This is a genomic window from Grimontia sp. NTOU-MAR1 (assembly GCF_035758505.1).
Lineage (GTDB): Bacteria > Pseudomonadota > Gammaproteobacteria > Enterobacterales > Vibrionaceae > Enterovibrio > Enterovibrio marinus.
Genome location: NZ_CP142108.1, coordinates 3,035,291 through 3,057,176, shown reverse-complemented (window position 1 = coordinate 3,057,176; position 21,886 = coordinate 3,035,291). Strand labels below are relative to the sequence as shown.

Below are 21,886 nucleotides of genomic sequence, written 5' to 3'. Positions count from 1 at the left end.
TCTTACGGCCTTGTTTTTACTTCATCGCGAGATCGATACTTTACCCATTCATCGCGATTCACGTATCCTTGTTGCCTTCTCTTATCTTTGTAATTTTGCAGGCCAGATAGTGACAGTACAAGCGACAGCAAATCACACACCGATGATGCAGCAATTTATGAAAATCAAAGCGCAGCATCCCGAAGAACTTCTTTTCTACCGAATGGGTGATTTCTACGAGCTGTTTTATGACGATGCTAAACGCGCATCCCAGCTGCTTGATATCTCTCTGACCAAACGCGGTGCCTCTGCCGGTGAACCGATTCCGATGGCGGGCGTTCCGTACCATTCTGTAGAAGGATACCTCGCCCGTCTGGTTCAGCTCGGAGAATCTGTAGCGATTTGTGAACAAATCGGCGATCCAGCCACCAGCAAAGGGCCTGTTGAGCGTCAAGTCGTCCGTATTGTGACGCCAGGTACCGTTTCCGATGAGGCGCTGTTAAGTGAGCGTGTCGATAACTTGCTTGCAGCGATTTTCGCCAACGGTGAGCGTTTTGGTTACGCCACGCTGGATATCACCTCTGGCCGTTTCCTCTTGAGTGAGCCCGAAACAGAAGAAGAAATGCAGGCAGAATTGCAGCGCACTCGACCTGCCGAACTCTTGTATCCGGAAGATTTTGCATTCCCGTCACTGACCGACATGTGCAAAGGCAGCCGCCGTCGGCCTATTTGGGAATTTGATCTGGAGACTGCGAAGCAGCAGTTAAACCAACAATTCGGCACTCGGGATTTGGTCGGTTTTGGTGTTGAAGAATGCTCACTTGGTCTCGCTGCTGCCGGCTGCTTGATGCAGTACGTCAAAGACACGCAGCGTACCGCCCTACCCCATATTCGCGCTCTGGTGAAAGAAAACAAAGATCAATCAGTCATTTTGGATGCCGCTACACGCCGCAATCTGGAACTGACCCAAAATCTTTCAGGCGGTTTGGAAAACACAGTAGCATCTGTACTCGACAGAACCACTACACCAATGGGCAGTCGTCTTCTGAAACGCTGGCTACACCAACCGATGCGTGATTTTAAGATTATAAACCGTCGTCTGGATGCTATCACGGCTCTGAAAGATACAGGGCTGTATGTTGACCTGGTAAGTTCACTTCGCCCTATCGGTGACATGGAACGTATTCTGGGACGACTGGCAATTCGCTCCGCCCGTCCTCGTGACATGGCACGACTCCGCAGTGCATTGCACCAATTGCCGGAAATAGAAAGCCTACTGGATGAAGTGCAGGATGAAGCCATTGCGCCGCTGAAACAAGCCAGCGCCCCTATGCCGGAACTTGCTGATCTACTCGAGCGCGCCGTTGTAGAAGCGCCACCGGTAGTTATCCGTGATGGTGGTGTCATTTCCCCTGGCTATAACGCCGAGCTTGATGAATGGCGCGATCTAGCCGATGGTGCTACCCGTTATCTTGAGGAGCTGGAAACGCGTGAGCGTGACCGTCATGACATTGATACGTTGAAAGTTGGATTCAACCAGATTCATGGTTTTTACATTCAGGTCAGCCGCGGTCAAAGTCATCTGGTGCCGCCTCACTATGTCCGCCGCCAAACCCTGAAAAACGCTGAGCGCTATATTATCCCTGAGCTTAAAGAGCACGAAGACAAAGTACTTAACTCCAAATCAAAAGCATTAGCGCTTGAAAAGAAACTCTGGGAAGAGCTCTTCGACCAACTACTACCACATCTTGAGAAGCTGCAACGCGCCGCAGAAGCGCTTTCCACCCTTGATGTGCTGGCAAACCTTGCTGAACGTGCTGAGTCACTGAATTACTGCCGACCAACGCTGAGTGAACAACGTGGCATTGATATCGCTGGTGGTCGTCACCCAGTGGTCGAGCAAGTGCTGGACACCCCATTTATTGCGAACCCAACCTCACTCAATCCAGATCGCCGTATGTTGATCATCACTGGCCCTAATATGGGTGGTAAATCAACCTACATGCGTCAAACTGCGTTGATCACCCTGATGGCACATATCGGCTCGTATGTACCCGCAGAATCCGTCATGTTGGGTCCCGTAGATCGTATTTTCACCCGTATCGGCGCATCCGATGATCTGGCTTCTGGCCGCTCAACCTTCATGGTCGAAATGACAGAGACAGCAAACATTCTTCATAACGCCACCGAAAACAGTCTGGTATTGATGGATGAGATTGGCCGCGGCACCAGCACTTATGATGGCCTCTCACTGGCGTGGGCGAGTGCAGAATGGCTCGCAGAGAAGCTCAAAGCGATGACACTGTTTGCGACCCACTACTTTGAGCTGACGGAACTGTCAGGACAAGTACCAGGACTGGTGAATGTGCATTTGGACGCCGTAGAGCATGGGGATGAAATCGCCTTTATGCACGCGGTTCAGGAAGGCGCTGCCAGTAAATCGTATGGCCTTGCTGTAGCTGGGTTAGCTGGAGTACCCAAAACCGTGATTCAGCGGGCAAAGAAAAAACTGCGTCAATTGGAAGCCAGCGGACACGAAGTGGTGACAGGTGAACAAACTACACCAACCAGCAGCGCGGTAGCACAGCTCTCTTTGCTGCCAGAGCTTAGTGAGGTGGAAAAAGCACTGGCCGATGTCGAGCCGGATAACCTGACGCCAAGACAAGCACTTGATGCGTTATACCGACTGAAAGCACTGCTTTAACTTATAGGAACGTCCGACGTAAAAGACAGAAAAGCCCCAAAAGGGGCTTTTTTATTGAGCACACAAAGTAATAATAAAAAGGTTCTATCAGTGCTCAGTATTGAACAGAGACTCGATGTTCAGCCCCTGATGCGTCAGCATATCACGCAGACGACGCAGGCCTTCAACCTGAATCTGGCGAACACGCTCACGGGTCAAGCCAATTTCTCGACCGACATCTTCCAGCGTCGATGCTTCATGACCCAGTAAGCCGAAGCGACGGGCTAACACTTCACGCTGCTTAGGATTTAATTCCTGAAGCCAGTGAACGATAGACTTTTTCATGTCATCGTCTTGGGTCGTATTCTCTGGGCCGCCTTCTTTCTCATCCGGGATGATGTCCAGCAGTGCTTTTTCTGAATCACCACCAATCGGATTATCTACCGAACTGATACGTTCGTTCAGACGAAGCATACGGTTTACATCTTCAACAGGTTTGTCGAGTTGCAGGGCAATGTCTTCTGCAGTCGGCTCATGATCCAGCTTTTGCGCCAGTTCACGGGCAGTGCGCAGATAAACATTGAGCTCTTTGACAACATGAATAGGCAGACGGATAGTACGCGTCTGATTCATGATGGCACGCTCGATAGTTTGTCGAATCCACCACGTTGCGTAGGTAGAGAAACGGAAGCCACGCTCTGGATCGAATTTCTCAACCGCGCGAATCAAACCGAGATTACCTTCTTCAACCAGATCAAGAAGTGCAAGACCACGATTGGAGTAACGGCGGGAGATCTTAACCACCAGACGGAGGTTACTTTCGATCATACGTTTGCGAGCTGCTTCGTCGCCGCGAAGTGCACGGCGTGCATAAAGCACTTCCTCTTCTGCAGTCAGCAGAGGAGAATAACCTATCTCACTGAGATAGAGTTGTGTTGCATCGAGAGCTTTAGAGGACGCCGCAAAAGTTACGGACTCTTCTGCCTCTTCAACGACTTCGTCTTCTGACTCGATTTCAAGCTGTTCCATCTCAACATCTTCAACCATCAAGTCGTCAACTTTCTTTGCAGTATTATTCTGACTCATAGCGCCTCCCAATTTGGCGTAGCAGCTAGACAGTACAGCAAGATCTGCCTCGGATTACCGTTTCGGCAAATACCTTAACGGGTTAACCGACTTTCCTTTATAGCGAATCTCGAAGTGCAACCGTACACTATTTGTACCGGAGCTGCCCATTGAGGCTATTTTTTGCCCCTTTTTGACATTCTGACGTTCCGAAACAAAGATGCGGTCATTGTGCGCGTAGGCACTAAGATAATCATCGTTATGTTTAATAATGATTAAATTACCGTAACCTCTAAGCGCGTTGCCCGCATAAACCACTTTTCCATCTGCAGAAGCATTGATGCTTTGACCGCGTTTGCCCGCAATATCTATCCCTTTGTTTCCCAGTTCTGTGCTGGAGAATCCGGAGATGACTCGCCCATTAGAAGGCCATTGCCACCTAATAGTTTCGGGCTTACTTGACGGCTTGTTAGCGGATTTATCAACAGTTGGTTTATTTTTTGTTACATGCTGATTGTATTCCTTCACTTTTTGCTGTTCAACATTTTTCTTATTTTGAGAAGAAGAAGCCGACTTATTTTGCGAAGCGGTTCTTGGATTATCATGCTTGGGATTAGCAGATGATCCTGAAACAGGCGGTTTCGTTGCAACGACAGCGGGTGCTGTTGCAACTCCGGCTGTCGCTGCGACAACGACTGTCGTGCCCGCACCGGTATCTTTCTTTCCGTAAGATGGTGGCACGTACTTTTCGCGCCACAGATTCAGCTTCTGGCCAGGGAAGATGGTATAAGGAGCATCGAGGTTATTAGCAGAAATAATGTCATTAACATCACGGTCCGTGATGTACGCGATATAGTACAAGGTATCGCCCTTCTGCACCTCATAATAGCTACCTCGGTAACTGCCTCGTTCAATCTTTCCGTAATCAGGACCTACACTAGAGACGGGGGCTGGGCTGGTCACTGAGCATGCAGACAATAATCCCAACACAGAGAGAAATACTAAAATTTTCAACTGAATTGAAACCATTGCCACCCAAAGTTACCTATGCTAAATCACCAGCTACAAGAGGAACAAATCGAACCGCTTCAATGGCTTTTGATTCAAATTCGTCACCATGACGCGTGACATGATATAGCGTTTGATCGTTCTCGCCGACAGGCACAATCATAGATCCGCCATCAGCAAGCTGTTCCATCAATATCTTTGGCATACTCGCCGCTGCGGCTGTCACAATAATGGCATCAAAAGGACCTTTACTTCTCCAGCCTTGCCATCCATCTCCATGTTTTGTAGATATATTATACAGCTCAAACTGTTTAAAACGGCGCTTTGCGACCATTTGGAGCTGCTTAATTCGCTCCACGGAATAAACATGCTCAACCAGTTGAGCTAGCACGCACGTCTGAAACCCCGAACCGGTTCCCACTTCCAGAACACGACTATCATGTTTAAGACCGAGAAGCTCCGTCATTTTCGCAACGATATAGGGCTGAGAAATAGTCTGCCCATAGCCAATCGGCAACGCATTGTTGTCATAGGCTTGATGAGCCATTGCCTCTGAAACGAACAGATGTCTGGGCAAGCGTCCGATTGCCTCAAGCACACATTGATCTGATATACCCTGTTGGCGAAGTAGTTGAATAAGTGAATGCGAGTAATTCACTAATGCCACCCTTTATTATTTCGTTGCGTTTGTAACCCAAAGATTCAGAGTGTCGATCGTATCATGCGCTGTCAGATCGACCTGAAGTGGTGTCAAAGAGACACAATTATTTTCAATGGCATAGAAGTCAGTACCTGGTCCGGCATCTTGTTTTGCTCCCGGAGGACCAATCCAATAAATAGCATGACCACGAGGATCTCTATCCTCAATCATGTCTTCTGCACGGTGACGCGCACCCAACCTTGTCACCTGCCACCCCTGAATATCCTCCATTGGAACATCAGGAACATTGATGTTTAACAATCGGTTACGCGGCAGTGGCTTATCTTTGTCGTTGAGTACCACTTTTTTTACCACCTGAGCGGCAGTATGAAAATATGTGGTACCACAAAGGGAGACAGCTATCGCAGGCACACCCATGAAAAAGCCTTCAGTCGCTGCAGCAACTGTGCCTGAATACAATACATCATCACCGAGATTAGCGCCGTGATTGATCCCCGTAATGACAAAATCCACTTTATCTTTCACCAATGCATTCAGCGCGACATGAACACTGTCGGTTGGTGTGCCCTGCACAGCATAACGGCTGTCACCCACTTCGCGCAGGCGAAGCGGGTTTTCCAGCGTCAGGGAGTTAGAAGCGCCGGAGCGGTTTCTATCCGGGGCGACAACGGTCACTGTAGCAATCTCAGACAACACTTCCGCCAGTACATTGATGCCGGCAGCAAACACGCCATCATCATTACTGATCAAAATGTGCATCTGATTCTCCCTCTGATTTGTCTACCATGACTTCTCGCATCACCGCTGTCGCAAAGCATCCGGCAGGCAGAGAGAACTCAATCGTTAAAGTGTCACCTTCATGTTGCCAGCTCATTTCCTGAGGATAGAGCAGCAACGGGCGACGCTCGTGACGCATGCGGTTGCCGCGAATCACTGCCAGAAGATGTGGCTCAGCATCCACGATTTCCTGTTCAAACAGCTGTGCTTCACCTTGAGTAGGCAGTGCATTATCACCGGTCATTGGGCCGGAGATTTGCCATTCGTGGTTTTGCAACTGTGCTTCCGCAGAGGCGACGTCTTCCACCAGTTGGACCTGCTCTTTGTCGTCGATCAGTAAGTCGCCCAACATTGGCATATGGCAAAGTTGCTTTTCGATCCGCGCAGACAACACTTGGTTGAACAGGAATGATCGAGCCGCAGACAGGTAGAAGCTGCGTTTGCTCTTATCACGTACGCGGAATTTATCCTGGCCCCAATCGCGCGCTGACGTCACGTTGTTGCCATTACGACCAAATCGCTGGCTGCCAAAGTAGTTTGGTACACCTTGGTCACGAATGTCGGCAAGGCGTGCGTCAATTGCGTCATCACCTTCAAATTCTGTGATCACCAACTTAAAGCGGTTACCAATCAGGTCTCCCGGGCGCAGCTTTTTGTCGTGACGGGCAGTGTCCAAAATGGCATCAACACCTTCATGTGTCGCGACAAACTCGGTCAAATCCGGATCTGGCTGCCCTGGCAAGTGCACACTGAACCACTGTTCCGTCACTGCGTGGCGATCTTTCAGACCAGCCCAGCTCACATCACGGGATTTAACACCACACGCTTTAGCCAGCTCATTGGCAACGTATTTAGTGTTCTCGCCAATCTTGCGGATACGTACCAGAAAATGCTCACCGTGCCCGGCAGGCGTAAAATCCAGTGTTTCGCTAACGAAGAAATCTTCTGCTTTGGCCTTTAGGCGGCCAGTTGCTGCTGGCTGACCATGCAGGTAAGCCAGTGCGTTCATTACATCAGTCATTAGAATCCTTACGGATGATCACCACAGCCTCACAGGCGATGCCTTCTTTGCGGCCGGTGAACCCCAGTCGTTCGGTGGTTGTCGCTTTCATATTCACGTTGCTGACATCCGTTTCCAGATCTTGGGCAATCGCCGCACACATAGCATCAATATGCGGTGCCATTTTTGGTGCTTGCGCCATGATGGTGACATCCAGGTTACCAATCACATAGCCTTTTGCTTTCACTTTGGCGTAAACATCGCGCAGCAGAAAACGGCTGTCAGCCCCTTCCCACTCAGCGTCGGTATCAGGGAAATGACGTCCAATATCGCCAGCCGCAATTGCGCCAAGCAGAGCATCACACACTGCGTGCAGCGCCACATCACCATCGGAGTGCGCGACCAGTCCTTGCTCATAAGGTACTTTCACACCGCCAATGATCACTGGGCCTTCACCGCCAAATTTGTGTACGTCAAAACCGTGTCCAATACGAATCATGTCTCTTCCTCGTGTCTCACTGACCGCTGTTACGTTGGGCCAAGAAAAAGGCGGCGAGCGCGAGATCTTCGGGCTGCGTCACCTTGATATTGTCTGCATGTCCAGAAACCAGCTTAGGGGCGCCACCCGCAACCTCTATTGCGGATGCTTCATCAGTCACTGCCAGCGATTTATCCAATGCTGTTTCTAATGCATTCAGTAACTGCTCACGCTTAAACATTTGTGGCGTTAAGGCATGCCATAGCTGCTCGCGGCACACTGTGGTTTCAATTTTGTTGTCGCCCGTGCCGCGCTTCATGGTGTCTCGCACAGGGCAGGCTAGGATAGCGCCATGGGTGTGACTAATCGCCTCTGCAATCAGTGCATCGATGTCCTGATGTCTGACACAGGGCCGGGCAGCATCATGCACCATGACCCATTCAGCATTCGTAACACGAAGGCCTGCCAAAACAGAATCAGCGCGCTCTTTGCCACCAGTTGTCACCACAACACGCTTATCACTGCCAAGGGATGTTGAATGGAAATATCCATCTTCTTCACCAATCGCAATCACAACCTTATTGATGCTTGGGTGCTCGAGCAGGTAATGCACCGTGTGTTCTAGCAGCGTTTTGTCTTCGATGGTGAGGTATTGTTTCGGCAGGTCCGCGCGCATACGCTTTCCTACTCCTGCCGCAGGGACGATCGCGACCACTTCAGGCGCGACAGATTGCGGCGAGCTTAAGGTTTCTTCACTGGCCGGGGTATTCATGTTTCTCTACTTTAAAGGCGAGAGGGCTAATCGCTGACAACTCGGAAGAAGGTTTCTCCCGGCTTGATCATGCCCAGTTCATTGCGGGCACGTTCTTCAATTGCTTCTTGCCCACGTTTGAGATCTGCAATTTCTGCGTACATTTGTTGGTTACGTTGATGGAGCTTGTCATTAGCCTGTGCCACAGACTCGGCCACGGCTGTCACTGCAAGGTAATCGTCTACCCCGTTCTTGCCCCACCAAAGGTGATACTGGAGCCATCCAAACAATACGAACAGCAAGACTGTCAGCATTCGCATTGCATTTTCCTCCACACTCTCAACAAAACCCGTCTGACATTCATCGCCAAACGCAGAACATGACCCACAAAGTCTAGGCTCAGTGGGCACTTACATAAAGAATAGCCGTAATAATCCCACATTCGCCCCTGTCACACCAGTAATGGCAGCGACAGAACAGTGAATTGCGGTCTTTTCGTAAATAAGTGACAGGAGAATGGTCAAGCGTTGAGGTGATAAACCGGATTGGGAAGCGCCCCCAGCAATGCAGATAGGTCTCTCACTGCAAACGCAAAGGTATATTCCGGTGGACCCGGTGTGTACATCAAAGACTCAAAATCAAACAACACGCTATCGACTATCAGTGGTATATGATCTGGCATACCAAACGGGCAAACCGCCCCAGGTACACAGCCAAGACTTTCTGCCATCTCTTCGTCTGAGGCAATGGAAGGGCGTTGCCCCACCAGCGCTTTGATTTTCTTGCTATCCAATCTCGCATCACGATGCGTCAGTAAAAGCGCATGACCGCTCTTCTTGAATTTAAGAAACAGGCTTTTAGTGGGTGTTGCTGTCCAACCCAGGCGTGTGCCGACGATTTCATCAGTGGCAAAATCAAGAATAGGTTCATGCTGCCACTCTTGATAACTCACGCCACATTGCGTCATCAAACTGATATTCTTTTTCAGGATTTCATCCAACGTCTGCGCCATTTATCCCTCCAGGCCCACCATCCATTTTTGCATCAAAAGAAATGCCACATAAATCATCATGCCAGCAACCAGAATATCAATGGTTTTCCGCACATTAGGCTTGGAAAGCACTGGCGACATTTTCGCAGCACCCAATGCAATACCATAAAACCAGACCATAGATGCCAGCATAGTGCCAACTGCAAAAGCGGTTCGCTGCGCGGGTTCAAACTGACCGCCAATTGAGCCCAGCACCACAACGGTGTCTAAATACACGTGAGGGTTTAGCAAAGTCACTGCCGCAGCACCAATCAACACTGCCATGAGTCCTTTGCCCGTTTTTGCGCTCTCAGATTCAGTACTTTCCTCTTCGCCAATCCAAGCACGTTTAAGCGATTGATAAGCGTAGATCAGCAGAAAGGCAATCCCTCCCAGTGTCACGACACTCAGCAAGGTTTCATTACTGGAAAGCATTGCACCACCGCCAAAAACGCCGAGGGCAATTAAAGCAAAGTCGCAGAGAAAGCAAAGTGTCGCCGTCGCAACATGATGATGACGCCGAATCCCTTGATTGAGGACAAACGCATTCTGCGCGCCGATCGGAATGATCATACTGAGCCCTAAACCAAACCCTTGTAGTAAAACACTGCTACTCATCACTTCGTCTCGATACTCCTTAAAGCTGCTGAGGCACAAATTAGTAGCGTGACAACCGTAAGTAAAACTAATAATTTTAATTGCAAATAAGAAACTCTAATGGAGTGAAGATGAAGGGGTTGGATTATCGCTGGCTGGAAGCACTGGATGCGGTCATCGCCAACGGCGGATTTGATAAAGCAGCAGAAGCGCTTTTCATCACCCAATCTGCCGTTTCCCAGCGAATCAAACAGCTGGAAACCTTGGTCGCACAGCCCGTATTGATTCGCGAAACGCCTCCGCAACCCACTGCCATTGGTAAAAAGCTGCTCGGCCTTCACCGACGTGTTCAACTGCTTGAAAAGGAAATGCTGCCAGAGATGACACCCGAAGGGTTGGCAGGTCCTGTTACCGTGCCTATCGCCACCAATGCTGACAGCCTGGCGACCTGGCTGCTGCCAGCCCTTTCCCCGTTAATGAAAGCACAGACACTCGAAATCAATCTAATCGTGGACGATGAAAGCCGCACGCTGAATCGCCTTCGATCAGGCGAAGCCGTTGTTGCCATTAGCAATGAAGTCACGCCACTGAAAGGCTGCGTGGCGGAATCCTTGGGGGTGATGGAGTACCTTTGCGTTTGCACCCCAGCCTTCAAAGCCACCTACTTTCCGGATGGCTTGAACGCAGAAGCGGTGAGCCGCGCACCCGCGGTGGTGTTTGACCGTTTCGATGATATGCACACTCAGTTTGTGTCTGAACGCTTTCAATTGCCCACTCCCGGCTGGCGTAGCCATATGGTTCGCTCGTCTGAGGCCTTCGTCAAAATGGCCAAACTAGGTGTGGCTTACTGCTTGATACCCCGTCTGCAAATTGAGTCAGAACTGGCATCCGGTGAGCTTATCGATCTTTGTCCAGGCGATGCTGTCATCCGCCACCTATACTGGCACCATTTCGCGACGGAAAGTGGCGTATTGGCGGAGATGTCATCAGCCTGCTTAAATTATGCGCGAAAGACTTTCGGTGAGGGAAAAATATCCCGCACGGTGTGAATTATTTCCGCCTTGCCGGAGTCATAGCCCTATAACTTCAAAAAACAACATGGAACCCAGACCATGAAAAAACACCTTATTGCTTCGTTAGTTGGTGCAGCCATTGCGCTGTCTTCCCCGCTAGTTTCTGCTGCCACACCGGATTTCCCGCATCTGGAAACCATGGGAGTTGGTGAAGTTGTCGCCCAGCCGGACACTGCCACCGTGGACGTTGCCGTCTCACTTACCCGCACGTCTGCCCAAGCCGCCAAAAAGGCGTCCGATGACGCGGTGGCTACGCTTTTGGAACGATTGGAGAAAATGGGAATTACGCGTAAAGACATCGAAAGCGCCAATCTTAATCTTCAACCTCAGTACAGTTACCCAAAAAACAGCGAGCCCAAATTGAACGGCTACCGCGCCACACGAAACGTGACGGTGACCGTGAGCGATCTGTCCCGACTAAACCGCGTCTTGGATGGCGCGTTGGCTGATGGACTGAACCGGGTAAATGGCATCAGTTTCTCCTCCAGTAAGGAAGCAGAACTGAAAGAACAAGCACGAATGGCAGCGATTGCCGATGCAAAAGCTAAAGCGGAATCTTTAGCAAAAGGCTTCAGCGAAAATCTTGCTGGCGTTTGGGAAATCCGCTACATGACATCCACACCGGTTCGCCCAACCATGATGCGTATGGCAGAAGCGTCGAATGTTGCTGCAAGCTATAACGATGCTGAAATCACTATCCGTGATCAGGTTGAAGTGGTTTATGCACTGGGCGAATAAATCACAAATTTAGTCAACGTGTTGAAAAGAAAAATGGCCGCTAGTGCGGCCATTTTCCTTTCTGGGATAGACATTTGTTAGGGGGAACAAATCGTCAATCAATGGAGTATACGAGCGCGAAGGGTACCTTCGATCGCTTTAAGTTTCTCCAATGCTTTTTCAGAGTGCTCGGTTTCGACGTCGATCACGACGTAACCGTACTCGGAATTGGTTTGTAGGTACTGACCCGCAATGTTGATACTTTCTTCGGCGAAGATGGTATTGATTTTGGTCAGGATACCTGGCTTGTTCTGGTGAATGTGCAGCAGACGTGACGTACCCGTGTGCTCCGGCAGCGAAACTTCTGGGAAGTTTACTGAAGATAGGGTTGAACCATTGTCTGAGTACTTCACCATCTTACCAGCCACTTCAATGCCGATATTTTCCTGCGCTTCCTGAGTTGAACCACCGATGTGTGGCGTCAGGATAACGTTATCAAACGCTTGCAGCGGAGAAGTGAATGGGTCGCTGTTAGTTTTCGGCTCCGTTGGGAATACGTCTACTGCCGCACCGCCAATGTGACCGCTTTCCAGTGCGCCACACAGCGCATCGATATCAACCACTGTGCCACGCGCGGCGTTGATGAAGATTGCGCCCGGCTTCATGCGCGCAAACTCTTCGCTACCCATCATGTCTTGGGTTGAGTCGGTTTCCGGCACGTGAAGGGTGATAACGTCACTCTTGTTCAGAAGCTCTGACATTGACGCCACTTGCGTCGCATTACCCAGTGAAAGCTTGTTTTCAATGTCGTAGAAGAAAACACGCATACCCAGGTTTTCCGCCAGAATACCCAGTTGGGTACCGATGTGACCGTAACCAATGATACCCAGGTTTTTGCCACGCGCTTCAAACGAACGGTCCGCTGACTTCATCCACTCACCGCGGTGAGCCATAGCGTTCTTCGCTGGAATGCCACGAAGCAGAAGAAGAATCTCGCCAAGAACCAGTTCGGCAACACTACGGGTGTTTGAGAAAGGTGCGTTAAATACTGGGATACCGCGCTTCGCTGCCGCAGTCAGGTCAACCTGGTTGGTGCCAATACAGAAACAACCAACCGCAACCAGTTTTTGCGCTTTCGCAAACACTTTCTCAGTCAGTTGGGTACGGGAACGAATGCCCACGAAATGCGCGTCAGCAATTGCCGCTTCAAGCTCTTCACCGGCTAGAGAGCCTTTGTGATATTCAATATTGCTGTAACCTGCACCCTGAAGAACTTCCAGTGCAGTTGGGTGAACACCTTCAAGGAGAAGGATTTTTATTTTGTCTTTTTCAAGCGACACTTTAGCCATTGCAGTTCTCATCCTTAAAAAAAAACCTGTCGTTAAATTCGGTTTCCGTCTTCCAGACGTCAAAGGCCGCTTTTTGATAGGATTATGTCGGCCTTGTACAATTAGTGACTAAGGTAACAAAAATTTATTTGCATGGGTAAGAATATTACGTAATAAGTGCGAAAAAAAACGGCGCCATGAAGGCACCGCTAACTTATTGAGTTACTTATACGCAAACGTTTGGCTTTTGCTTCAAAAAAACGGAAGAGTTAACCCATTAACGCTTAACTGTTTTTAGCTTTTTACTACACCGTTTGCAGTACCTTCCAGCACTACATCTGCGCCACGGTTAGCAAACAGGCCGACAGTCACTACGCCCGCAATTGCGTTGATTTTGTCTTCCAGTTCTTTGGCATTAGTGATTTGCAGGTTGTGCACGTCCAGAATCACGTTACCGTTATCGGTGATACAACCTTCGCGGTAGCAAGGATCGCCGCCCAGCTTAACAAGTTCACGCGCCACGTAAGAGCGTGCCATTGGGATCACTTCCACTGGCAGAGGGAATTGACCCATCACATCCACTTTCTTGCTGTCGTCGATGATGCAGATAAATTTCTCGGAGATCGCCGCCACGATTTTTTCACGTGTCAGTGCAGCACCACCGCCTTTGATCATTTCGTTGTTTGGGTTGATCTCATCCGCACCATCAACATAAATGTCCAGACTCGCCACTTCGTTCGCATCAAAGACTGGAATACCAATCTTCTCCAGACGCTCGGTCGATGCAACTGAGCTCGACACTGCACCTTTGATTTGCTCTTTCATGGTTTCGAGGGCATCGATGAAGTGATTAACGGTGGAGCCAGTGCCAACACCAACGATGCTGCCTTTGGTCACGTATTCCAACGCAGCCCAACCAGCCGCTTTTTTCATTTCATCCTGAGTCATGAGGATCTCCTGGGTAAATAGGGGTAATTCGCGACGCCGATTATACAGATCTGATTTTGGAGCGGGCAGATTTTTATAAACGCAGATCCCGTTATTCGGGATCTATGCGGATCAGGTTAGATCGCCCACTTCCAGTGATTGGATGGTGTTAAAATCTCTGGCAAGGGCACGTCCCACGCTTCAACAGGAAGGTCATCAACCTGCTGGCAATCATGAGCGATACCAACAGGCTTCGCCCCCCGCCCTGATTCATACCAAGGAGCCAATGTGCGATCGTAATACCCTCCGCCCATACCCAGGCGCTGCCCACTTTTATCGAACGCAACAAGCGGTGTGCAAATCACATCAAGTTGCTGTGCAGGCAAGACATCAAGCACGCTAAGTTTCGGCTCTAGAATACCGTAGCAGTTTGGCACCAAGGTGGACTTAGGATGATAGTGCAGAAACAGCAAATGCCCTTTGCTGAAAGGGTGAATCACCGGCAAATAAACATCTTTCTCCTTTCGCCAGCAATGCTCTATCAGAGGCTGGGTATCCAACTCACCATCTACTGACAAATAAAGCGCAATTCGCTGGGCGTTAAGGATGCTGTCAGCTTGCTGAAAATGGGAAAGAAGGTCTGTCGCCGCATGACGCTGCTCGTCATCGGTCAGAGATTGCCTTTTGGCTCGGGTCGTTTTTCGCAGTTCATTGCGAAGAGAAGAAGTATTCGCTTGCATCGGCTGTCCTTGCCGCAAAGCTAATGTGGATTGGCCCCGGAGTGCCGTTGGGATCTTTTGCCCTTGAACCCTGCGGTTCAAGGCGGATGAGAAGAACATACCGTAGGCTTCTCGGTACAAGCCGAGCTTGCTCAAAAGCATGTAACATCCCACCCTTAGATGTGCTTATCGGCTCAGGGACGCGGATCCGCTGACGCACACTCCAGGGTCAAACTGGTTCGGAAGGCTTATGCTTCCTTGGACGCGCTGTGTTTTAACAACGCCTCTTCAATCGTTTGCTGCAACAGCACAATGCGCTGTTCCATATCATTCTTATCGTCGGTGTTTTGCTGTCTTTCTGCACGCAGTTCATAGCAGATATTCAGGGCCGCGATAGTTAGCAGTTGCTCTGTATTCGTTACTTTAGTGCGCTCAGACAATTCATGCAACCGTTGATCAAAGTCGTCTGCTGCTTCTTTGAGCGCTTGCTCCTGACCTACCGGACAGTTAACACGCATTATTTTGCCAAGGATCTGAATTTCAACAGCTTGCGTAGTCATATTCTTTTCTGAGCTCCCTTCAAAGCGCGGTGCCGCACCCTGACGTCACGGGCGCAAACTATAGAAAATGGCAGATTAAACTTCAAGTCTATCCTATCGCGTATTGTCTCTCGACGGACTAAGCAGATGAAAAGTCGTCAATGTGATGGAAATCAGAGCTATCGTGAACCTGATTCTCGCTTTTGCTTTCTTCTATTGTGAAGAGAGGTTCAGTGACTTAGGACTAACTGGTAGTATACGGACAAGACAATTTCGGTACCCAAGGTGACCCCGTGACCCAAGTAACTTTACCTGAATACAGCAACATGGTTTCCACGCTTCGTGCTGACTCTCTGGCCGTAACGCCAGCAGAAATGCATGGCCTTCTGGCTGGAATGTTATGTGGTGGACTAGACCCTGAGCTGGGTAACTGGATGCCGATGCTTTATGACTACACGAATGACGGTGCGGGCTGGCCACATGAATCAAAAACACTCGCGGCAACCAGCATCGGTCTGGCAAGCCAGCAACTCACTGGCGGTCAGATGGATTTCGAAGTGCTGCTGCCGGATGAAAGCGAATCTTTGCTTGATCGCGGTGATGCGCTGTCTGAGTGGGTAAGTGCTTTTATCGCAGGTATTGGTTTAGTCGGTATCACTGCAGGCAAACTGTCTGATGACTCAAAAGAAGTACTGGCAGACCTGACGGAAATTGCTCAACTTGGCATTGACGAGGACGATGATATGGAAGAGCAGGCATTGCTTTTCGAACAAGTCATCGAGCACGTCCGCGTCTGCGCAATGACGCTTCATGCCGAGCTTGGCATCAAGCCACGGACTGAAGAAAAACCAACCCTGCACTAACAGGTTACTTTCGGAGACTGACGCAGAATGGATGCTGAGCCATCAACACAAAATTTTGATGTCGTCATTGCCGGTGGCGCAATGGCAGGTGCCACTTTGGCATTGGCCATTGAGCAACTGACGCAGGCAGGCTTGTCCGTGGCAGTGGTGGAAGCCGCCATTCCGGACAACAGCCACCCTGGCTATGATGCCCGAAGCATTGCCCTTTCCTATGGTAGCTGCAAGTTGCTCGATAACATCGGCGTCTGGAAAACCTTATCGCCATTTGCCACTCCGATCAGCAAAATCCATGTCTCCGACCGCGGCCATTTCGGTCTGACCGAGATGAATGCCCGTGAAGAAGGTCTGGATTACCTCGGCAATGTGATTGAGCTTGCCGACGCCGGGCGCGTTTTTCACCAAGCGTTGGGTAAAGCCAAAAACATCTCGCTGTTTTGCCCGGCTTTTGTCACTGATATCAAGCGCGAAATCGACAGCGTCACTTTGACGCTCAATGATGGAAAAGCGCTGACAGCCAAACTGGTCGTCGCTGCAGACGGCGCCCTATCATCTTGCTGCGACATGGTGGGGATTGAACGCCATGAGCACGATTTTGAACAGGTTGCGCTGATTGCGAATGTCACCACAGAACTCGCTCATCAAGGCCGTGCCTTCGAGCGTTTTACCGAAACCGGCCCTGTCGCCTTATTGCCGATGTCTGAAGGCAGAAGCTCGCTGGTATGGTGCGTCAAACCTTACGAAGCCCCGGCTATGCTTTCCATGTCAGACGATGAGTTTGCACAAGCACTGCAACAGGCTTTCGGGTGGCGTTTGGGAAGACTGCTACATGTTGGTCAGCGTGGCAGCTATCCGTTGATTCTGCGTCAGGCAACCCGTCTTATCAGTCACCGCTTTGCTGTAGTCGGGAATGCGGCACAAACGCTTCACCCCATTGCCGGCCAAGGCTTTAACCTTGGCCTTCGCGATGTGGTATCGCTGGCTGAAGAAATCGCCAAAGCACACGCTGGTGGCAAAGATTGCGGTCAAATGTCTGTGCTTCAATCATACCTCGCACGACGCGAACCAGACCGCGATACCACAGTCGCCATGACATCAGGTTTGGTTCACGGCTTCTCCAACACCACAGTACCTCTGATTCTGGGACGAAACCTGGGGCTGGCAGCGATGTCGGTCTTTAGCGAATTGAAAGCACCATTGCTGCAACGTGCAATGGGCTTGGTAGAACGATAATGAAAATGACAAATGTAGACATCGCCATTATCGGCGGTGGCATGGTTGGCCTGACACTCGCTGCTGCACTGGCAGACAGCGATCTTCGCATCGCGATCATCGAAGGCAAAATGCCGGAGCCAGAACTCACTCCCCTGCCCGACCTTCGCGTTTCTGCGTTGAGCCGCGCCAGTGAGCGTATTCTGAAAAACGTCGGCGCGTGGGAATGCATTCAATCCCGCCGCTCAAGTCCATATCAAAAAATGTCGGTATGGGAACAAGACAGCTTCGCCGCGATTGATTTTGATGCGATGGATTTGGGTCAACCCAACCTTGGTTACATCGTTGAAAACCGCGTTATTCAGCTGGCACTGTTTGAGCGCGTAAAGCAGCAACACAATGTCACCCTATTCTGCCCAGACCGTTGTGCCAGCATGATGTTTGGTGAGACAGAAGCCTGGCTAACCCTTGAATCGGGCAGCGCCATTACCGCGAAACTCGTGGTCGGCGCTGACGGTGCTAACTCCTGGGTACGCAACCAGCTATCGATCCCATTAACCCATTGGGATTATGGACATAGTGCACTGGTCGCCAATATCCGCACCGAAGAGCCTCATGATGGTGTCGCACGCCAGATTTTCACTCCGGATGGCCCGCTGGCTTTCCTGCCGCTGTCTGAACCAAACCTGAGCTCGATCGTTTGGTCGCAATCACCGGAAAATGCCGATGCTCGTTGCTCCATGCCTGAAGACGAATTCAACAAAGCCTTGAGCGCTGCATTCGATCTCCGCCTTGGCCTTTGCTCGGTTGAAGGTGAACGTGCAGCCTTCCCGTTGAAGATGCGCTACGCGAGAGATTTCGTCGTAGAACGCGTCGCTCTGATTGGCGATGCCGCCCACACGATTCATCCACTCGCGGGTCAAGGGGTGAACCTGGGACTTTTAGATGCCGCCACGCTGGCGCAAGAGCTGATTCGCTTAAGTGATGAAGGCAAAGACATTGGTGAGAAAACCAACCTCCGTGCTTTCGAACGCTGGCGTAAAGCCGAAGCCGCGCAAATGATTGCGGCAATGCAAGGGTTCCACGATTTGTTTGCTGGTGAAAACCCGGCGAAGAAACTCATTCGCGGTATTGGCCTAATGGCAGCCGCCACACTCCCGGGTATCAAAACGCAATTTATTAAACGAGCGTTAGGTTTAACGGGTGATTTGCCGGCATTGGCGAAGAAGAAATAAATTAGGGCCGATTATTTCTCTTCCTAGGAGCTTCTTTCCTAACCACATAAAAAACGGCGCCTTTCGGCGCCGTCTTCAATCTAAATCCGTTAAGGGTAAGCGATTACGCTTGGCCTTTAACTTCTTTCAGACCGTTGTAAGGTGCTTTGCCAGCCAGCGCTTCTTCGATACGAATCAGTTGGTTGTACTTAGCAACACGGTCAGAACGGCTCATAGAACCCGTCTTAATTTGGCCAGCCGCAGTACCTACCGCCAGGTCAGCGATAGTTGCGTCTTCAGTTTCACCTGAACGGTGAGAGATAACAGCAGTGTAGCCTGCGTCTTTAGCCATCTTGATTGCAGCCAGAGTTTCAGTCAGAGAACCGATCTGGTTGAACTTGATCAGGATAGAGTTAGCTACGCCTTTCTCGATACCTTGAGCCAGGATCTTAGTGTTAGTTACGAACAGGTCGTCACCAACCAGCTGGATTTTACCACCCAGCAGTTCTGTTTGGTGCTTGAAGCCATCCCAATCAGACTCGTCCAGACCGTCTTCGATAGAAACGATTGGGAACTGATCTACCAGGCCAGCCAGGTAGTGGTTGAACTCTTCTGAAGTGAAGGTTTTACCTTCGCCTTTCATGTTGTAGATGCCAGCTTCTTTGTCGAAGAACTCAGATGCTGCACAGTCCATCGCCAGAGTGATGTCTTTGCCCAGCTCGTAGCCAGCTGCTGCAACTGCTTCTGCGATAACTTCCAGTGCTTCTGCGTTAGATTTCAGGTTAGGCGCGAAACCACCTTCGTCACCAACTGCAGTGTTGTAGCCCTTAGACTTCAGTACTTTCGCCAAGTTGTGGAATACTTCTGCACCCATGCGAACTGCTTCTTTCAGAGTTGCAGCGCCAACTGGCTGAATCATGAACTCTTGGATGTCTACGTTGTTGTCTGCGTGCTCACCACCGTTGATGATGTTCATCATTGGCAGAGGCATAGAGAATACGCCAGCAGTGCCGTTCAGCTCAGCAATGTGCTCGTACAGTGGCATGCCTTTCGCAGCTGCTGCTGCTTTTGCGTTCGCCAGAGAAACAGCCAGGATTGCGTTTGCACCGAACTTAGATTTGTTCTCAGTACCGTCCAGGTCGATCATGATCTGGTCGATTTCTGCTTGGTTTTTCGCGTCTTTACCTTCCAGAGCGTTAGCAATTGCGCCGTTTACTGCATCAACTGCTTTCAGAACGCCTTTACCCAGGAAACGTGCTTTGTCGCCGTCACGCAGTTCCAGTGCTTCGCGAGAACCGGTAGATGCGCCAGATGGAGCAGCTGCCATACCTACGAAACCACCTTCCAGGTGAACTTCTGCTTCTACAGTTGGGTTACCGCGTGAGTCAATGATTTCACGGCCCAGAACTTTAACGATCTTAGACATTGTGTTTCCTCTCGTATGTCAATAGCTTAAGAATGCGAAAAGCGGCCGCACAACCTTCGCGACCGCTTCCTTTTTTCAGTTACAGCTCACCACGCTGATTTTTACCTGCCGCTGCCACGAAGCCTTCAAACAGAGGGTGGCCATCGCGTGGAGTAGAGGTAAATTCAGGGTGGAACTGGCACGCCACAAACCATGGGTGCGCAGGGTTTTCGATGATTTCAACCAGCTTTTTATCCGCAGACAGGCCAGATACAACCAGACCCGCTTCTTCAATCTGCGGACGCAGCACGTTGTTCACTTCATAACGGTGACGGTGACGCTCGTGAATCGTCGCGTTGCCGTACAGATCACGTGCTTTAGTACCTTCTTTCAGGTGACACAGTTGCGCGCCAAGGCGCATGGTGCCGCCCAAATCTGATTTTTCAGTACGCTCTTCAACTTTACCTTCGCCATCCACCCACTCGGTGATCAGGCCAACAACAGGGAACTTGCTGCCCTTGTCGAATTCGGTAGAGTTCGCGCCTTCCATGCCTGCAACGTTACGCGCGTATTCGATCAGCGCAACCTGCATGCCCAGACAGATGCCAAGATATGGCACTTTGTTTTCGCGAGCGTATTTCGCTGCCAGAATCTTGCCTTCCACACCACGGTCACCGAAGCCACCTGGAACAAGAATTGCGTCCAGACCTTGCAGTGCTTCGTCGCCTTTTGTTTCTACGTCTTGAGAGTCAACATACTTGATGTTCACCGTCAGACGGTTTTTCAGGCCACCGTGTTTCAGTGCTTCGTTTACAGACTTGTATGCGTCTGGCAGTTCGATGTATTTGCCAACCATACCGATGGTCACTTCACCGGTTGGGTTCGCTTCTTCAAAAATAACTTGTTCCCATTCAGACAGATCAGCGTCTGGCGCTGTGATGCCGAAACGGGTACAAATCAGGTCATCAAGACCTTGAGAACGGATCAGTGAAGGGATCTTGTAGATGGAATCTACGTCCTTCATCGAAATCACTGCTTTTTCCTGAACGTTACAGAACAGCGCAATCTTAGAGCGCTCGTTCGCAGGAATCACGCGATCACTACGGCAAACCAGAATGTCTGGCTGAATGCCGATAGACAGCAGTTCTTTCACTGAGTGTTGGGTAGGTTTGGTTTTCACTTCACCGGCTGCTGCCAGGTAAGGAACCAGCGTCAGGTGCATGAACATCGCACGCTCGCGACCCAGTTCTACCGCCAATTGACGGATAGCCTCAAGGAACGGCAGTGATTCGATATCACCTACGGTGCCACCGACTTCAACAATAGCAACGTCGTGACCTTCGCCACCGGCAAGCACGCGTTCTTTAATCGAGTTGGTGATGTGTGGAATAACCTGAATGGTCGCACCCAGGTAGTCGCCGCGGCGCTCTTTGCGCAGTACGTCAGCGTATACACGGCCCGACGTAAAGTTGTTGCGTTTGGTCATCTTGGTACGGATGAAACGCTCATAGTGACCCAAATCCAGGTCAGTCTCGGCACCGTCTTCCGTAACGAATACTTCACCGTGCTGGGTTGGGCTCATGGTGCCCGGGTCCACGTTGATGTAAGGGTCAAGCTTCATCATGGTCACTTTAAGACCACGTGCTTCTAGAATTGCCGCCAATGACGCTGCTGCAATACCCTTACCTAGGGAGGAAACCACCCCGCCCGTAACAAAAATGTAATTCGTTGTCATGCTAAACCTGAGAGTTGGATTTAGGGGAAATTATTGGAAATCTGGACGGGACGACATATTACCAGAGCCAGAAACTTCCCACAACGTGAAAACTATCACACAGAATGCCGTTTTTTTTTGTCGCAAAT

The 21,886-nt window shown here is 50.3% G+C and carries 22 protein-coding genes and 1 other RNA gene; 6 read left to right on the top strand and 17 right to left on the bottom strand.

Features of this window, described 5'->3' with window-relative positions; translation table 11 throughout:
* Positions 1 to 142 precede the first annotated feature (142 nt).
* Positions 143 to 2,683, top strand: a complete 2,541-nt coding sequence (mutS, locus tag VP504_RS14240; protein ID WP_442788914.1) for a DNA mismatch repair protein MutS — start codon at positions 143 to 145, stop codon at positions 2,681 to 2,683.
* Positions 2,684 to 2,770: 87 nt separating this feature from the next.
* Here mutS and rpoS read toward each other — a convergent pair whose 3' ends face one another.
* The 10 genes from rpoS to VP504_RS14190 form a co-directional block, all read right to left on the bottom strand.
* Positions 2,771 to 3,748, bottom strand: coding sequence for an RNA polymerase sigma factor RpoS (rpoS, locus tag VP504_RS14235; RefSeq protein WP_325891751.1), 978 nt, complete (start codon positions 3,746 to 3,748; stop codon positions 2,771 to 2,773).
* 54 nt (positions 3,749 to 3,802) lie between these two features.
* On the bottom strand, positions 3,803 to 4,762 hold the full coding sequence (nlpD, locus tag VP504_RS14230) for a murein hydrolase activator NlpD (protein WP_325891750.1): 960 nt from the start codon (positions 4,760 to 4,762) through the stop codon (positions 3,803 to 3,805).
* 10 nt (positions 4,763 to 4,772) lie between these two features.
* Positions 4,773 to 5,393, bottom strand: coding sequence for a protein-L-isoaspartate(D-aspartate) O-methyltransferase (locus VP504_RS14225; RefSeq protein ID WP_325891748.1), 621 nt, complete (start codon positions 5,391 to 5,393; stop codon positions 4,773 to 4,775).
* A gap of 15 nt (positions 5,394 to 5,408) precedes the next feature.
* Positions 5,409 to 6,155 (bottom strand): 5'/3'-nucleotidase SurE, encoded by a 747-nt coding sequence (gene surE / locus VP504_RS14220; protein WP_325891746.1) that lies wholly within the window; start codon positions 6,153 to 6,155, stop codon positions 5,409 to 5,411.
* A complete protein-coding gene (gene truD, locus VP504_RS14215; protein WP_325891744.1) occupies positions 6,136 to 7,194 on the bottom strand; it encodes a tRNA pseudouridine(13) synthase TruD in 1,059 nt (352 codons plus the stop codon). Before truD ends, surE begins: the two co-directional genes overlap by 20 nt.
* Entirely contained in the window at positions 7,187 to 7,672 is a 486-nt protein-coding gene (gene ispF / locus VP504_RS14210; protein ID WP_325891742.1) for a 2-C-methyl-D-erythritol 2,4-cyclodiphosphate synthase, read from the bottom strand. The genes truD and ispF overlap by 8 nt, the downstream gene beginning before the upstream one ends.
* Positions 7,673 to 7,688: 16 nt before the next feature.
* Positions 7,689 to 8,423, bottom strand: coding sequence for a 2-C-methyl-D-erythritol 4-phosphate cytidylyltransferase (gene ispD, locus VP504_RS14205; RefSeq protein ID WP_325891740.1), 735 nt, complete (start codon positions 8,421 to 8,423; stop codon positions 7,689 to 7,691).
* Between the two features lie 26 nt (positions 8,424 to 8,449).
* Positions 8,450 to 8,722: a cell division protein FtsB gene (ftsB, locus tag VP504_RS14200; RefSeq protein ID WP_165018329.1), complete on the bottom strand. Its 273-nt coding sequence runs from the start codon at positions 8,720 to 8,722 to the stop codon at positions 8,450 to 8,452.
* A gap of 200 nt (positions 8,723 to 8,922) precedes the next feature.
* Positions 8,923 to 9,414 (bottom strand): YbaK/EbsC family protein, encoded by a 492-nt coding sequence (locus VP504_RS14195; protein ID WP_325891739.1) that lies wholly within the window; start codon positions 9,412 to 9,414, stop codon positions 8,923 to 8,925.
* Entirely contained in the window at positions 9,415 to 10,050 is a 636-nt protein-coding gene (locus VP504_RS14190; protein WP_325891738.1) for a LysE/ArgO family amino acid transporter, read from the bottom strand.
* A gap of 110 nt (positions 10,051 to 10,160) precedes the next feature.
* Between VP504_RS14190 and VP504_RS14185 the strand changes: the two genes are divergently transcribed.
* Positions 10,161 to 11,078 (top strand): LysR family transcriptional regulator ArgP, encoded by a 918-nt coding sequence (locus VP504_RS14185; protein WP_325891737.1) that lies wholly within the window; start codon positions 10,161 to 10,163, stop codon positions 11,076 to 11,078.
* 63 nt (positions 11,079 to 11,141) lie between these two features.
* Complete coding sequence (locus tag VP504_RS14180) at positions 11,142 to 11,840, top strand: oxidative stress defense protein (protein WP_325891736.1); 699 nt, start codon at positions 11,142 to 11,144, stop codon at positions 11,838 to 11,840.
* Between the two features lie 98 nt (positions 11,841 to 11,938).
* Here VP504_RS14180 and serA read toward each other — a convergent pair whose 3' ends face one another.
* The 5 genes from serA to zapA all read right to left on the bottom strand — a co-directional run bounded on the left by serA (position 11,939) and on the right by zapA (position 15,353).
* Positions 11,939 to 13,168, bottom strand: coding sequence for a phosphoglycerate dehydrogenase (serA, locus tag VP504_RS14175; RefSeq protein ID WP_002537572.1), 1,230 nt, complete (start codon positions 13,166 to 13,168; stop codon positions 11,939 to 11,941).
* 273 nt (positions 13,169 to 13,441) lie between these two features.
* On the bottom strand, positions 13,442 to 14,095 hold the full coding sequence (gene rpiA, locus VP504_RS14170) for a ribose-5-phosphate isomerase RpiA (protein WP_002537571.1): 654 nt from the start codon (positions 14,093 to 14,095) through the stop codon (positions 13,442 to 13,444).
* Positions 14,096 to 14,211: 116 nt separating this feature from the next.
* A complete protein-coding gene (locus tag VP504_RS14165; protein ID WP_325891735.1) occupies positions 14,212 to 14,814 on the bottom strand; it encodes a 5-formyltetrahydrofolate cyclo-ligase in 603 nt (200 codons plus the stop codon).
* Between the two features lie 29 nt (positions 14,815 to 14,843).
* Positions 14,844 to 15,026, bottom strand: a non-coding RNA gene (ssrS, locus tag VP504_RS14160) — 6S RNA.
* A 15-nt stretch (positions 15,027 to 15,041) separates the two neighbouring features.
* The gene (gene zapA / locus VP504_RS14155) at positions 15,042 to 15,353 is read right to left on the bottom strand and encodes a cell division protein ZapA (protein WP_325891734.1); all 312 of its coding nucleotides are present in this window, start codon (positions 15,351 to 15,353) and stop codon (positions 15,042 to 15,044) included.
* 272 nt (positions 15,354 to 15,625) lie between these two features.
* Between zapA and VP504_RS14150 the strand changes: the two genes are divergently transcribed.
* Genes VP504_RS14150 through VP504_RS14140 form a run of 3 tightly spaced genes read left to right on the top strand, consistent with a single transcriptional unit; the run spans position 15,626 to position 18,639 of the window.
* Positions 15,626 to 16,195, top strand: coding sequence for a YecA/YgfB family protein (locus VP504_RS14150; RefSeq protein ID WP_325891732.1), 570 nt, complete (start codon positions 15,626 to 15,628; stop codon positions 16,193 to 16,195).
* A gap of 27 nt (positions 16,196 to 16,222) precedes the next feature.
* Positions 16,223 to 17,425 carry a 2-octaprenyl-6-methoxyphenyl hydroxylase gene (gene ubiH, locus VP504_RS14145; RefSeq protein WP_325891731.1) on the top strand — a complete coding sequence of 401 codons (1,203 nt, stop codon included), beginning with the start codon at positions 16,223 to 16,225 and terminating at the stop codon, positions 17,423 to 17,425.
* Positions 17,425 to 18,639 (top strand): FAD-dependent 2-octaprenylphenol hydroxylase, encoded by a 1,215-nt coding sequence (locus tag VP504_RS14140; protein WP_325891730.1) that lies wholly within the window; start codon positions 17,425 to 17,427, stop codon positions 18,637 to 18,639. The genes ubiH and VP504_RS14140 overlap by 1 nt, the downstream gene beginning before the upstream one ends.
* A gap of 103 nt (positions 18,640 to 18,742) precedes the next feature.
* Here VP504_RS14140 and eno read toward each other — a convergent pair whose 3' ends face one another.
* Positions 18,743 to 20,044: a phosphopyruvate hydratase gene (gene eno / locus VP504_RS14135; RefSeq protein ID WP_002537562.1), complete on the bottom strand. Its 1,302-nt coding sequence runs from the start codon at positions 20,042 to 20,044 to the stop codon at positions 18,743 to 18,745.
* Between the two features lie 79 nt (positions 20,045 to 20,123).
* Positions 20,124 to 21,758 carry a CTP synthase gene (locus VP504_RS14130; protein WP_062705705.1) on the bottom strand — a complete coding sequence of 545 codons (1,635 nt, stop codon included), beginning with the start codon at positions 21,756 to 21,758 and terminating at the stop codon, positions 20,124 to 20,126.
* Positions 21,759 to 21,886 lie beyond the last annotated feature (128 nt).

Coding starts and splice junctions, on each gene's coding strand:
- VP504_RS14165 (WP_325891735.1), bottom strand. CDS start 14,814: ATGCAAGCGAATACTTCTTCTCTTCGCAATGAACTGCGAAAAACGACC.
- VP504_RS14130 (WP_062705705.1), bottom strand. CDS start 21,758: ATGACAACGAATTACATTTTTGTTACGGGCGGGGTGGTTTCCTCCCTA.
- VP504_RS14195 (WP_325891739.1), bottom strand. CDS start 9,414: ATGGCGCAGACGTTGGATGAAATCCTGAAAAAGAATATCAGTTTGATG.
- rpoS (WP_325891751.1), bottom strand. CDS start 3,748: ATGAGTCAGAATAATACTGCAAAGAAAGTTGACGACTTGATGGTTGAA.
- ispF (WP_325891742.1), bottom strand. CDS start 7,672: ATGATTCGTATTGGACACGGTTTTGACGTACACAAATTTGGCGGTGAA.
- surE (WP_325891746.1), bottom strand. CDS start 6,155: ATGCACATTTTGATCAGTAATGATGATGGCGTGTTTGCTGCCGGCATC.
- mutS (WP_442788914.1), top strand. CDS start 143: ATGATGCAGCAATTTATGAAAATCAAAGCGCAGCATCCCGAAGAACTT.
- VP504_RS14185 (WP_325891737.1), top strand. CDS start 10,161: ATGAAGGGGTTGGATTATCGCTGGCTGGAAGCACTGGATGCGGTCATC.
- ubiH (WP_325891731.1), top strand. CDS start 16,223: ATGGATGCTGAGCCATCAACACAAAATTTTGATGTCGTCATTGCCGGT.
- VP504_RS14190 (WP_325891738.1), bottom strand. CDS start 10,050: ATGAGTAGCAGTGTTTTACTACAAGGGTTTGGTTTAGGGCTCAGTATG.
- rpiA (WP_002537571.1), bottom strand. CDS start 14,095: ATGACTCAGGATGAAATGAAAAAAGCGGCTGGTTGGGCTGCGTTGGAA.
- zapA (WP_325891734.1), bottom strand. CDS start 15,353: ATGACTACGCAAGCTGTTGAAATTCAGATCCTTGGCAAAATAATGCGT.
- ispD (WP_325891740.1), bottom strand. CDS start 8,423: ATGAATACCCCGGCCAGTGAAGAAACCTTAAGCTCGCCGCAATCTGTC.
- truD (WP_325891744.1), bottom strand. CDS start 7,194: ATGACTGATGTAATGAACGCACTGGCTTACCTGCATGGTCAGCCAGCA.
- VP504_RS14140 (WP_325891730.1), top strand. CDS start 17,425: ATGAAAATGACAAATGTAGACATCGCCATTATCGGCGGTGGCATGGTT.
- ftsB (WP_165018329.1), bottom strand. CDS start 8,722: ATGCGAATGCTGACAGTCTTGCTGTTCGTATTGTTTGGATGGCTCCAG.
- VP504_RS14180 (WP_325891736.1), top strand. CDS start 11,142: ATGAAAAAACACCTTATTGCTTCGTTAGTTGGTGCAGCCATTGCGCTG.
- serA (WP_002537572.1), bottom strand. CDS start 13,168: ATGGCTAAAGTGTCGCTTGAAAAAGACAAAATAAAAATCCTTCTCCTT.
- eno (WP_002537562.1), bottom strand. CDS start 20,044: ATGTCTAAGATCGTTAAAGTTCTGGGCCGTGAAATCATTGACTCACGC.